This window comes from Kribbella capetownensis, from assembly GCF_004331485.1.
Lineage (GTDB): Bacteria > Actinomycetota > Actinomycetes > Propionibacteriales > Kribbellaceae > Kribbella > Kribbella capetownensis.
In genome coordinates this window covers 51,282-63,529 of record NZ_SJKD01000010.1, presented here as the reverse complement: position 1 = coordinate 63,529, position 12,248 = coordinate 51,282, and the positions used below count along the sequence as shown (strand labels likewise).

12 protein-coding genes are annotated in these 12,248 nt (G+C 62.5%); 6 read left to right on the top strand and 6 right to left on the bottom strand.

The genetic code is table 11. The features are described from left to right. The first annotated feature begins 3 nt into the window (after positions 1–3). On the top strand, positions 4–687 hold the full coding sequence (locus tag E0H75_RS35175; protein WP_131518038.1) for a response regulator transcription factor: 684 nt from the start codon (positions 4–6) through the stop codon (positions 685–687). A 4-nt stretch (positions 688–691) separates the two neighbouring features. Here the strand turns inward: E0H75_RS35175 and E0H75_RS35170 are convergent, their stop codons facing one another. After that, a complete protein-coding gene (locus tag E0H75_RS35170) occupies positions 692–1,687 on the bottom strand; it encodes a helix-turn-helix transcriptional regulator (protein ID WP_131518037.1) in 996 nt (331 codons plus the stop codon). 60 nt (positions 1,688–1,747) lie between these two features. Between E0H75_RS35170 and E0H75_RS35165 the strand changes: the two genes are divergently transcribed. Then, positions 1,748–2,878 (top strand): epoxide hydrolase family protein, encoded by a 1,131-nt coding sequence (locus tag E0H75_RS35165; protein WP_131518036.1) that lies wholly within the window; start codon positions 1,748–1,750, stop codon positions 2,876–2,878. A 246-nt stretch (positions 2,879–3,124) separates the two neighbouring features. Here the strand turns inward: E0H75_RS35165 and E0H75_RS35160 are convergent, their stop codons facing one another. Then, positions 3,125–3,466 (bottom strand): effector-associated constant component EACC1, encoded by a 342-nt coding sequence (locus E0H75_RS35160; RefSeq protein ID WP_131518035.1) that lies wholly within the window; start codon positions 3,464–3,466, stop codon positions 3,125–3,127. A gap of 116 nt (positions 3,467–3,582) precedes the next feature. On the opposite strand from E0H75_RS35160, the gene E0H75_RS35155 reads away from it, so the two are divergent. Continuing rightward, positions 3,583–3,849: a hypothetical protein gene (locus E0H75_RS35155; protein WP_131518034.1), complete on the top strand. Its 267-nt coding sequence runs from the start codon at positions 3,583–3,585 to the stop codon at positions 3,847–3,849. A gap of 4 nt (positions 3,850–3,853) precedes the next feature. Here the strand turns inward: E0H75_RS35155 and E0H75_RS35150 are convergent, their stop codons facing one another. The 4 genes from E0H75_RS35150 to E0H75_RS35130 all read right to left on the bottom strand — a co-directional run bounded on the left by E0H75_RS35150 (position 3,854) and on the right by E0H75_RS35130 (position 9,043). Further along, the gene (locus E0H75_RS35150; RefSeq protein ID WP_131518033.1) at positions 3,854–4,867 is read right to left on the bottom strand and encodes a helix-turn-helix transcriptional regulator; all 1,014 of its coding nucleotides are present in this window, start codon (positions 4,865–4,867) and stop codon (positions 3,854–3,856) included. 174 nt (positions 4,868–5,041) lie between these two features. Continuing rightward, the gene (locus E0H75_RS35145; protein ID WP_165554250.1) at positions 5,042–5,854 is read right to left on the bottom strand and encodes a nucleotidyltransferase family protein; all 813 of its coding nucleotides are present in this window, start codon (positions 5,852–5,854) and stop codon (positions 5,042–5,044) included. A gap of 134 nt (positions 5,855–5,988) precedes the next feature. Further along, entirely contained in the window at positions 5,989–7,212 is a 1,224-nt protein-coding gene (locus E0H75_RS35140) for a DUF262 domain-containing protein (RefSeq protein WP_131518031.1), read from the bottom strand. A 1,114-nt stretch (positions 7,213–8,326) separates the two neighbouring features. Further along, positions 8,327–9,043 (bottom strand): GntR family transcriptional regulator, encoded by a 717-nt coding sequence (locus tag E0H75_RS35130; protein ID WP_202873328.1) that lies wholly within the window; start codon positions 9,041–9,043, stop codon positions 8,327–8,329. A 125-nt stretch (positions 9,044–9,168) separates the two neighbouring features. Between E0H75_RS35130 and E0H75_RS35125 the strand changes: the two genes are divergently transcribed. From E0H75_RS35125 to E0H75_RS35115, 3 genes are read left to right on the top strand one after another with little or no spacing between them, the layout of a single operon-like run. After that, positions 9,169–10,509 (top strand): ABC transporter substrate-binding protein, encoded by a 1,341-nt coding sequence (locus tag E0H75_RS35125; protein ID WP_131518029.1) that lies wholly within the window; start codon positions 9,169–9,171, stop codon positions 10,507–10,509. Continuing rightward, entirely contained in the window at positions 10,506–11,438 is a 933-nt protein-coding gene (locus tag E0H75_RS35120; protein ID WP_165554248.1) for a carbohydrate ABC transporter permease, read from the top strand. The genes E0H75_RS35125 and E0H75_RS35120 overlap by 4 nt, the downstream gene beginning before the upstream one ends. Then, entirely contained in the window at positions 11,435–12,247 is an 813-nt protein-coding gene (locus tag E0H75_RS35115) for a carbohydrate ABC transporter permease (protein WP_131518028.1), read from the top strand. Before E0H75_RS35120 ends, E0H75_RS35115 begins: the two co-directional genes overlap by 4 nt. The last annotated feature ends 1 nt before the right edge of the window (position 12,248 follow it).

Below are 12,248 nucleotides of genomic sequence, written 5' to 3'. Positions count from 1 at the left end.
GATATGACGCCACCCGCCGACCAGCTTTCGCCTGGTCCCGAGACGATTCGCGTCGTGCTTGCCGACGACCACCCGGTTGTTCGTGCCGGGCTCGCTGCCTTGCTCACCTCGCTGCCGGGCATCGATGTGGTCGGTGTCGCCAAGACCGGGCGAGAGGCAGTGCGCGAGGTCCTAACCACCCGGCCGGACGTCGCCGTACTGGACCTGCAGATGCCCGACCTCGACGGATTCGCCGCCACCCGCGAGCTGGTTCGGTCCGCACCGGAGGTCGCCGTACTCGTGTTGACAATGTTCGAGGATGACGACTCGGTCTTCGCCGCGATGCGCGCCGGCGCCCGCGGCTACCTGGTCAAAGGCGCCGAGCAAGAAGAGATCGCCCGCGCAATCCGCGCAGTCGCCGCCGGCGAGGCCATCTTCGGCCCCGGCATCGCCCGCCGAGTCCTCGGCTTCTTCTCCGCCCCACCCCCCACTGCAGACCCGTTCCCCGAACTCACTACCCGCGAACGCGAGATCCTCAACCTCCTGGCCGCCGGCCTCTCCAACCCCGCCATCGCCACCCGCCTCGACCTGGCCCCCAAAACCGTCGCCAACAACGTCTCCGCCATCTTCACCAAACTAGGCATCGCCGACCGCGCCACCGCCATAATCCAAGCCCGCAACGCGGGCCTAGGCACAGACCACCCGTGAACCTCTACCGGATCGCGTTCAGATAACGGTTGCCGATGGTTTTGAGGTGGTCGATCAAGGCAGGTGGGCCGTCGACGTGGAAGTCGAGGCCGAGCATTCCGATGTAGACGGCAACGATCTCCAGCGAATCAGCCCCGGTGACCAGGACGCTCGTATTGTCGTCCACCGACTCCACAATCCCAACGGCAGCATGGATCCGGGACAGGACCTCCTGCGCAGGAGCGAAGACAGTGATCCGCGCGTGCACCTTCCATCCGGTGGTGGCAACGTCTCGCAGTACGAACTCGGTGTAGTCGTCACTCGGCATCGGGCGAGGCTTGTACCGCCGACCCGTTGCCATCCGCAACGACATCCAGTCGACCCGGTACGTCCGCCATACATCCGCCTCATCCCGCGCGACGAGGTACCAATAGCGCTGCCAGCTCACCAGACGATACGGCTCGACCAGAATCGGCAGATCGCTCCCAACTCCCGACCCCGGGCCACGAATCGGCACATCCACAGGGACCTCGTAGTCGAAGCGCAGATAATGCTCATCCCGAATGCTGGCCGCAATAGCAGTCAGCACCCCAGGATCGATCTCCGGATCCGCCACGTTGGAGCCGGTGTTGTCAGGCCCCTTCTCCATCGTGCTGCTGATCGCATTCACCTGCCGCCGGAGCCGATGCGGCAACACCTGCTCCAGCTTGGTCAACGCCCGTACGCTGCTCTCCGCCATCCCGACAACGCCGGCGCCCGTCCGCAGCCCGACGGCGACCGCGACCGCCTCCTCGTCATCCAGCAGCAACGGCGGCAGCTTGGCACCAACGCCCAACTGATAGTGCCCGGCCGCCCCACGCGTCGCATCGACCGGATACCCGAGCTCGCGGAGCCGGTCGATGTCGTTGCGAATCGTCCGCGTCGTCACCTCCAACCGCTCAGCCAACTCCGTGCCGGTCCACGCGGGCCGGGCCTGCAGCAACGCCAGCAGAGACAGTAACCGCGACGAGGTTTCGAGCATGCAGAAAATCATCGCACAAACAGGAACGTAATGTTCCTATATGGATTCTACGGTGAAGCCATGACCACGAACGAGAGCATCCGGCCCTTCACCGTCGACATCGCCCAGGCTGACCTGGACGATCTGCTCGCCCGCCTCGCGCGGACGCGGCTGCCCGAGCCGGCCCCCGGCGACAACTGGGACCTCGGCACCCCGAACCACTACCTTCGCGAGATGGTCGACCACTGGCAGCAAGGGTTCGACTGGCGCGAGCAGGAAGCGCGGATGAACGAGTTCCCGCACGACCTGACCGAGATCGACGGCCAGACCGTCCACTTCATCCACGTGCCGTCCAAGGTCGAGGGCGCGACGCCACTGCTGTTGCTGCACACCTACCCGGGGTCGTTCGTCGACTTCCTCGACATGATCGGCCCGCTCACCGATCCCGTCGCGTACGGCGGCTCGGCCGACGACGCCTTCTCGGTCGTCGTACCGTCGATGCCCGGTTTCGGCTTCAGTACACCGCTGGTCGATCGCGGCTGGACGATGGCTCGGGTCGCTCGCACGTACGACACCTTGATGCGCCGGCTCGGCTACTCGTCGTACGGCGCTCATGGCTCCGACGGCGGCGCGATGGTCTCCCGCGAACTCGGCGTACTGAACCCGGAAGGCTTCCTCGGTCTGCATGTGCTGCAACTGTTCTCGTTCCCGTCCGGCGACCCGGCCGAGTTCGAGAAGTTCACGCCCGAGGACTACGCGGCGCTCGAGCACCTGAAGTGGTTCCAGTCGGTCGGCGGGTACAACGCGATCAACGCGACCCGGCCGCAGACCGTTGCCGTCGGCATCTCCGACTCACCGGTCGGGCAACTCGCCTGGAACGAACTCTTCAACAACTTCGGCGACGGCACCAGCCTGGTCTCCCGCGACCAGATCCTGACCGAGGTCTCCCTGTACTGGTTCACGAACACGTCCGCCGCAGCCGGCCGTTACCACTACGAAGAGGCTCACGCCGGCATCGAACCCCAGCTCAACCACGCCCCGACCGGCGTCGCCGTCTTCGCCGACGACTTCAAGACCATCCGCCCGCTCGCCGACCGCGACAACACCAACATCGTCCACTGGTCGAACTTCGACAAAGGCGGCCACTTCGCCACCCTCGAATGCCCCGACGACGTCACCGACGACCTCCGAACCTTCTTCCGCAACCTGTAACCGGCCGCCGCACCAAAGGGGAGCCCGGAGTGCTCGCGCACTCCGGGCTCCTTTGGGCTCCACCCTTCTGGAGGGAGGTCCGGGCAGAGCTTCCTATCACGGGCCCGCAACCGGCGAGGACCACTGAACCCGAACCACCCACCCCCACCAACGTCATCCCCGAACTCCGCCTTCGACGCTACGCCGAACTCCCCGCTCCGACAACGACTCACCCAATCGCACAGAGCGTTTAAACGCTCGCTCTGGCTAATGCCTGGTGAGAAAGGCCGTGAGCGACTCTTCCCGCTCCTCGAATGTCGGCCGGTCGATACCGATCGAGTCGCCTTCAAGGGTCAAGGTCACCGTCGCCGGGTTCTTCCGCCGGCGAATCCAATCCCCGAGTACGGCGACCACGGTCTGCTCCGCGCCCGCGCCCATCAACGCCACCGCGATCGCCACCGAATCATCTGACGGCTCAACGACATCCTGCGTAGGGAGTTCCTCCCCCGCGAGTTCCTTGCGCAACTGCAGGAGGGCCTTCACGCACTTCTTCTCATTGACCCCGTGATCGGTCGACACCCGTACCTCGACCCAGCGCCCTTCGCCCATCCCAGCTCCTCCAACGGTTGCGTCCGGCCCCATTCCCTGGCCTGTGGATAACTCCGGCGTCGCATCCTTCCCGACTCCTATCCTGATCAAGACGTCCCCCAACCGGAAGGATCTCGATGCCTTTCAACGAAGCGCCCCACATCCTCCCCGACGGCGCGCACGTCTGGGTACAGCCCACCGCCGAGGCGTCGAAGTACCTCCCAGACCTCCTCAGCCTCTTCCGCGCCGGCAGCACCGAGCCCTTGGTCTTCGGCGACGAAGGCGAGCCCGAAGCAGCCATCATCCCGGTCGACATCTGGCGCGCCCTGGTGGCCGTAGCCACCGACGAAGACGGCTATGACCTCAGCCACCTTCTCGTCCAGGCTCGCCCCGAGCTTCACTGAGGCGTCAGCCGAACGCCCGCGCCACCCGGTGGTACCGATCGCCGACCGCGCGGACCGCCTCGGCCAACTCCGGCGCATCCAGTACTTCGAAGTCCGCGTCCAGCAACCCCAGCCACAACGCCAACTGATGTGGATCGTCCGACCCCATCTCGACGATGCAGGTGTTGTCGTCAATCACTTGGGGCTCGATCGGGATCGGCATCCGGTTCCGCACGTACAGACTCGACGCCGCCACCCGGATCCGAGCCCGGTAATGCCACGACGCCTTCCCCACAGACCGCCGTACGAACTCTCCCGCATCCTCGGGCAACTCCCGCGGCACGAACCTGGGGCCGTTGGGCGTCCTGGGGTGCATCCGATCCACCCGGAACGTCCGCCACCCCTCCCGCCCGTTGTCCCAAGCAACCAAATACCACCGCCTCCCCCAAGCCACCAACCGATGCGGCTCCACCACCCGAGGCGGCCGTACGTCGTCCTGCTGCGCGGCCTCACCACCATCACGCTGCTCGTCACCCCAAACCCCACCACCCGAACCGCCGGCGTAGTCGAACCGCAGCCGCTCCCGATCCCGGATCGCCGACGCGATCGCCGTCAACACCTCAGCATCAACCCGCGGCCCGCCCCCACCCACAGCAACCGTCGCCCCCGCAACCGCCCGCACCCGATGCCGCAATCGCGACGGCAACACCTGCTCCAACTTCACCAACGCCCGTACCGACGTCTCCTCAATCCCCGCCACACCCCCAGCCGCCGCGGTCCGCAACCCCACCGCAACAGCCACCGCCTCCTCGTCATCCAGCAACAACGGCGGCAACTCCCCACCAGCCCCCAACCGATACCCACCCGCCACCCCCGGCCGCCCCTCAACCGGATACCCCAACCCCCGCAACCGCTCCACATCAGCCCGCAAAGTCCGCGTAGAAACCCCCAACCGCCCCGCCAACTCCGCCCCCGCCCATTCCCGCCGAACCTGCAACAACGCCAACAACCGCAACAACCGAACCGACGTCTCCAACATGAGCCCATCGTCCCACCAATCCCGGAACAGAACCTTCCGCGATTCGATGTCGCTTACGCTTACGCCTCCGCCGCCGCTGGTAATGCTCGACCCGTGCGCCGCGATCATGCCGAAAAACTGCTACACATCTGCTGCAATGCAGCGATAATTCACAAGCAAGACGTCGTCACAGATTCACAGATTCACGCGTCGGTCTGGCGGTATACGCTTGATCTCGGGAACCATTGTCTCCAGCTCTGAAGTAATGACAAAGACCCGGCCTCTCGCTTTACTCAACATTCGCTCGGGATTTTCCCGGAACAGGGCGCCAAATACCTTGTCGACAGCAGTCAGAGAAAGAGCCCTAACAAGATCATCGTGTCGCCCGAGCAAGTCAGGAAGATCCTCCACGCCCACACCTGCCGCAGCCAAAAGTTCCTCCACTGTAAGCACCAGCCTGCGTAGATCCTTCGGCAGCGAGTAACTTGGCAACACATCGCGAAGCACCACAAGGATCTCATTTCGGCGATCGAAGGTGCCATATGGCGGGTCGTCCGCAGCGTCAGCGACGGACGCGATGTTCTCAAGAACGTGGTCTACGACCTCGAGCAAACCCCGAAGTTGACCGTCTAACCGATGCTCACGCCAAGAAAATCTGCCGCCCTTGTAGATCAGGTCATGAGTCGATTCCTGCAAAGCATGCTGAATGTATGTCGTAAACTGCAATTCAATTCGAATTTGAGCAAACTCTGGATGCCGCAGTAGATAGTCCGCCGGCAGTCTGACGATTAGATGAGGCTGCTGATACTTAAAGTCACTCGGATTCCCGACATTTGTGTTTTTCTCAGCAATAACGTCAGAGAACGAAGCTCGAGAAAGTTCGAGAGCTTCGTTAACCTGAGATGAATGCAAGAGGACTGCGCGCGCTGCAACCAGATCGTCCAGGTCAAAGAGAGACCTACAGTCACCACGCTGCAGCTTAGCCAGCACAGACTCGTCATCCTTCACGCGAGTCTGGATAGCGACCGGGCGCAGATCGATCAGATCAGACTGCAGTCTGGACCGGACGAATTCCTCAACTTGCTCCAAGTCACGCCTCACTTCGGCCCAGCGAGACGTAAATGAGCCTGGGAGTAACATGTCTATCTACCCGTCAACACGTCTTTCAACTGTTGAGTCCTGAGCTCTCTATTTGCCTTCTTGTTCGAGCCCTGGACAGACGCCAGAAGATAATCGCGTGCCCTATCGGACGACTGCTCGGCAATCTCCGCAGCGAAATCCTCGAGCTTGCCAGCCGCCAGAATGACGTCGAGCGACACTTCAGCGGCGATAAGTTCAGTGACAGCAGCCCAAAGTGAATAAAAGTCGGCAATGTTCGCAAATCGAGTCGCCTTGAGCGCGTAGATGCCATCCAGCTCCCGGAGAAAGTCTTGAGTTGCTAGAAAATCTTTGTCGGCCTGTTCCTCATTGGAGATTTCGCGATCGTTCTTCGCATAGAAATCTTCTAGATAGTCTTTACCTTCTTGAGTGCCCGCCAGGCTAATTACATACAATTCCGAAACATATTCTACATCGATCATTCGGCGTATGCGAGCTGGAGTGGCAATCCCGAGCTGAGTCCAAAACGGGTGTTCGGCAAGTCCCTCAACTTTCTTAATGAACTCTCCACCGAACCGAGCATGACGAAGTTCTTGCTTATTCAATCTCGCCACATTTCGATTCAACCTGTCGAATGCTTCATTAAGTTCCGTCGACGATGCGTTCGAGATATTCTCGACAGCTAAACTGTACTCCAAGATTGCCACCTGAACCTCTGGAGATAATTCCGAGAAATAGACGTCTCCGAGTCCAACATCATCCAGCGATTCCGGGGTTTGAAACTCGTCTGCCACGAACTCGAACAGAGCAGTCAGCCGCTGCTTGCCATCGATCACGTGGTATGTGGTCGGTTGCCCTGGCGACACTTCAACCTGGAGAAAGATGGTCGGCGCAGGATAGTTTCGAATGATGGAATCGATGAAGAATTGCTTGTACTCAACATTCCACACGCTTCTGCGCTGGTATGGAGGATCCAGGTCGAGTCGCCGGGCGGATTGCTGGTCTAAGAACCAACTAACCGCCTGCGTGTTTGGATTGCGCTTGAAACCTGCTCTGTAGTTGTTCAATGATCCGCCCCATGTAGCATCTTTTGAATTCCTGAAGCCTGGAAGTCCAGACAACCTGATCAGACAGCGCCGCGACAGTCGATGCCGACTGGAGCGAGCGCTGCTGCTAAAGATTTGTAGCAGATACGCAAGGCATCTGACGAGAGGCGGCCGCAGATCGATATCCAATCTCGGCGTAAATCGGACCTCAGCTTCTGTCATCGCTCGACTCGATCGGAGAATCTGTCTTCGAGGGTCGAGGTTCTGAGCCGGCGATCACTCGCGCAGTCGGGACCTTCGCAACACCGAGCGCTGCACGGGTCCTCCGTATCAGATAGCGATGCTGACCTCCTCGATGGCCCTACCGTCGAAGGTGTCCTTGGCAATCGAGTCAGTGCGTCTTAGGCTGCGCCTGGTGGGAGGTGGCGAGACTGGCCGTCAGGTCTCTCGACGAACGAGGGCTTCGCAAGCTTGCGGGGCCTGATGCGGCAACCGATGGCATGGTCCACCTCTACCGACCGATTTCCGAGGGCTAAATGCGCGACGGGAAAGACCGGCAAGTCATCGGCAATTCAGGACCTGAACCTCCAGCCCGCGAGACATACTGACGCATTCAGGCAAGTATCCACGGAAAGCGAGATGGCCACATGGCGGTAGTTAATCTGTTCTTTAAGGATCCTAGAAATTCGAGACCGCATCCAACATTCGTTGAGTGCGGCTGGAGTGTGATTAACGCAGGCAAGCAGCATCTTCTCCAACTGAGCACCTTCGGGTCCGACACTCGACAGTCGGAGAAGAAGGTGAGCCAGACGATTCAAATAGACGAGGCGGCCGCCGAAGAACTAGTCAAGATAATCAAGGCCGCATTTCCGCGGATTCGAGCATGACGTGGACGATCGCTGGAGTTTCGCGCGCGCCACGGTCATCTACGGCCACGTGTCGTGGGTCCCCTGCCACAGTGTTGCTCCGGTGACGCGGGTCACCGTTTCGACCGTCGGCCACACTACGAGTACCCACTCGAGGCGCGGTCCGCGCGGTCGAGGCCGAGTTACTCAACAAGGCTCCGCGCATATTTGAGGAAATCGTCCGGGCAGCAAAAAACCTCCTCTAACGGCCCGATTCGAGTGGCTCGATCAAATCCGAGGTGGCGTACAGGCGGGATTGGAGAGTCATCCAGGTAGTCAACATCGCTCAATTCTCTGGGCCGGCATCCGTTCATATCTTCTGGACAGTGGCGCCCGGGCTAGCCGCGCGACTGAGGAGTCGGAGGACACCCGGTCTGCTCGCGCCGAGCCGCAGTCCACCGCAAGTGGGCGAGTAGTTCGCGGGTTGGGGCCTACCGAGTGAGGTCGGCGGTGAATTGGTAGGCGTCGCCTCTGTAGTGGTTGGTGCCGGAGAGGAGGGGGGTGGTGGTGTCTTGGGCGAAGGCTATTTCGGTGGCTACGAGGATGGCGCCGCCGGTGGGGAGGTTGAGGAGGGTGGCGAGGGTGGCGTCGGCGTTTTGGGCTTGGACTGTGTAGCGGGAGTAGGAGAACTCGATGCCGTGGGTGGAGAAGAGTTCGTAGAGGGATGCGTTGGTCAGGTCGGCGGTGGGTAGCCAGGGGGCGATCGCGACCGGGATGACGAGGTCCTCGACGGTGACTGGGCGGCCGTCCATGCCTCGGAGGCGGCGGATGGCTACGACGGGGGCGGTGGGGGCGAGGTGGAGGCGGTGGGCCTCGTCGAGGGTGGCTGGGCGTTCGCGGTGGTCGAGGATGTCCGAGCTGGGGCGGAAGCCCAGTTCGTGAGCCATCTCGGTGAAGGACTGGAGTCGGCTCGGGGGCTCACGGAGTACGAGATCGCGGACGTACCAGCCTCGTTGGGGTGACGGGACGATCAGGCCCTCGTCGGAAGCGGCTTGAAAGCCGGCCCGGACGGTCATGCGGCTGAGGCCGGTCTCGATGGCGAATTGCCGTTCGCTCGGCAGGCGGCTTCCGCTCGGGTACCGGCCGCTGACGACCCCCTCGAGGATCCGTTTCCTGACGCGTTCAACTGCGGGTTCCCCTACTGTCACGGCCGCAACTATACCAGTTGACGGCGTTCCCGAGGCATTAGAAGACCAAACTGGTTGGGACTGGCATAACTGGTTTCAGCGTCGTAGGGTGGCCGGAAGTCACGGGAACGGACGAAGGAGTCACGATGGTCACCAGGCGAACGGTGTTGAAGTCGGGAGCCGCACTCGGCCTGTTCACGCTGGCTGGTTGCGCGCCGCAGGGCACCAAGGCGAGCAGCGCCCCGTCCACGCCTGCCAAGTCGGTCGATGTCGCCGCGGCCGGCACGGTGACGCTGTCGATGCTGGACTTCTGGGGCGGTGATTCCGCCAAGTGGGTGGGCAACGCGGTGAAGGCGTACCAGCAGAAGTACCCGAACGTGACCATCAAGCGCACGTCCGTCGACTGGGGTCAGCTGACCCAGACGGCCAACCTGCGGTTGAAGGAGAAGAACCCGCCGGACATCATCACGGTCAACAACGGCTGGCAGTCGCTGGGCACGCTGTCCAAGGCCGGGCTCGTCCTCAACCTGGACGGCTACTCGAAGTCGTTCGGCTGGGACAGATTCCCGAGCACGATCCTGCGCCAGACCCAGTTCACGGCCGACGGCACGGAGATGGGCTCGGGTTCGCTGTTCGCCACGCCGGTCGCCAGTTCGTCGCTGATCGGCCTCTACTACAACAAGACAATCCTGGAGCGGGTGGGTGCCACGGTGCCTACCGACCTCGCGTCGTTCGAGGATGCCTGCACGAAGGCGAAGGCTGCGGGCGTCGTGCCGATCGGCTACGGGTCCCAGGACAAGGGGTCGTCGACGGCGATCCTGCTGGCTCTGCAGGACTTGTTCGGCGATCAGAAGAAGATCAACGACTTCGTGTACTCGACCGGGTCGGTCAAGGCCGATGAGATCGGCATGAAGGACGCGGCGGAGCGGCTGAAGTCGTACCAGGACAAGGGCTGGCTCACGCCGAACCATGCCGGCATCCAGTTCGCCGACGCCGGCGATGCCTTCCTCAAGGGAAAGTCCGCGTTCCGCTTCGAGTACACCGGAACCTTGGCCTTCCAGGGTGCACAGAAGCAGGAGTACGGCTACGTGCAACTCCCGCAGGTCACGGGCGGGAAGGTCGTCGGTACAGGCGCGTCCACCGCGGTCGCGCTCGGCTCGAAGTGCAAGAACCCGGATGTCGCCGCCTCGTTCCTCGACTTCCTCGCCGGCCCGCAGACCGCGCAGTACGTCGTGGAGAACGGCTTCCTGCCGCTCCTGAACGACGTCAAGGCGCCGGCGGACAACCCCGAGTTCGGTACGGAGATCACCGGTCAGCGGTCGCTGGACAAGGACAACGGCTACGTCCCGTACTTCGACTGGTCCACGCCCTCGATGCTCGACACGCTCGGTGGACAGGTCCAGCAGTTGCTGGCCGGCCGCAGTACACCGGACGCGCTCGTGAAGGCGGTTCAGGCCGACTACGACAAGTTCCAGACCGCCCGATGACCGTTCAGACCTCACGTCTGAGCGTCCGAGCCAGGCCGAGGACGCGAGCCGTCTCGCGACAGACCCGCAAACGGCGCTGGATCGGACTGCTCTTCCTGTCCCCCGCCCTCCTGCTGTACGGCGCGATCGTCCTCGTGCCGTTGATCCAGACGGTGAACTACTCCTTCTACAAGTGGGACGGCGTCAGCGAACCGACCTGGATGGGGCTGCAGAACTACCTGGAGTTCGGACGCGATCCGCGGATGTACGCCGCCTTCGGGCACGTGCTGGTGCTCATCGTCATGTTCGGTCTGATCCCGCTCGGCCTCGGGTTGATCAGTGCGGCCTTGCTCAGCCGGGCGAAGATCCGTGGCGAGGGCATCTACCGCTGGTTCCTCTTTCTCCCGCAGGTGTTGACGAGTGTCGTCGTGGCGATCATCTGGAAGCGCATTTACGCGCCCGATGGTCCGTTGAATACCGTGCTGCGCTGGGTCGGCCTGGACAGCCTCACCCGCAACTGGCTTGGTGATTTCACCTGGGCCCTTCCGTCGCTCGGCATGATCGGGGTCTGGGGCGGCTTCGGATTCACCATGGTCCTGTTCCTGGCCGGCATCCTCGCCATTCCGGACGAGCTCTATGAGGCGGCCCGGTTGGACGGATCGACACGGTGGCAGGAGTTCTGGCTGATCACCCTGCCCAGCCTGCGCGGACAAATGGCCATCGCATTGACCCTGACCATCACCGGTGCGCTCCGGACTTTCGACATGGTCTACATCACGACCCAAGGCGGCCCCGGGGACGCGACGACGACTCCGGCGCTGCTCCTGTACCAGTTGGCGTTCGTCAATCCCGATGTCGGCAAGGCGTCTGCCACTGGCGTCGTACTCGCCCTGCTGTGTCTCGGGATCGCGGTCGGCATCACGCGGATGATGGAGAACAAGGACCGATGATCTCCAGGTACGAGCGTCTCTCGAACTACGTGATCGTGATTGTGCTGACAGTCGCGGTGCTCTTCCCCGTCGCCTGGTTCGTGCTGACCTCCGTCAGCCCCAACACCTCGGGCGCTCTTGACCTGTCCAGGATCTCGTTGAGCAACTTCAGCGCGGCCTGGCGAGACGGGAACCTCGCGCACTCCATGTACGCGTCTCTCGTCATCACGGTGTCCGCTGTCATCGGACAGACGATTCTCGCGATCCTGTCCGGCTACGCGTTCGGCGTCCTCGGCGTGGTCGGCGAGCGGTTCCTGTTCCCGGTCATTCTGCTGGGGATGATGGTCTCGACCGAGGTGATCGTGATCCCGCTGTACTACGAGTTCCAGCGCGTCGGCCTGACCAACTCCTGGCTGGGACTGGTCATCATTCAGCTCGGGATGGGCGTTCCGTTCGGGACCTACTGGATGCGGGCGACGTTCAGAGCCCTGCCTCGGTCGGTGATGGACTCGGCGGCTGTCGACGGCGCGGGCGTGTGGAGCACCTTGTGGCGCATCCTCGTCCCGATGGCCCGTCCCGCAGTGCTGACGTTGGTGATCTTGTCGTTCATGTGGACGTGGAACGACTTCTTCCTGTCGCTGATCTTCCTCGGCGACCCGGAGAAGCAGACCGCGACCGTTGCCCTGGGCGCCTTTCAGGGCCGGCATGTCCTGCAGGTGAACCTGATGGCGGCCGGCTCGCTGATCGTCTCGTTGCCGGTCGTGGCCCTCTACCTGTTCTTCCAGCGTGAGTTCATCAGCGGCGTGATGGCCGGCGCGGTCAAGGAGTGAC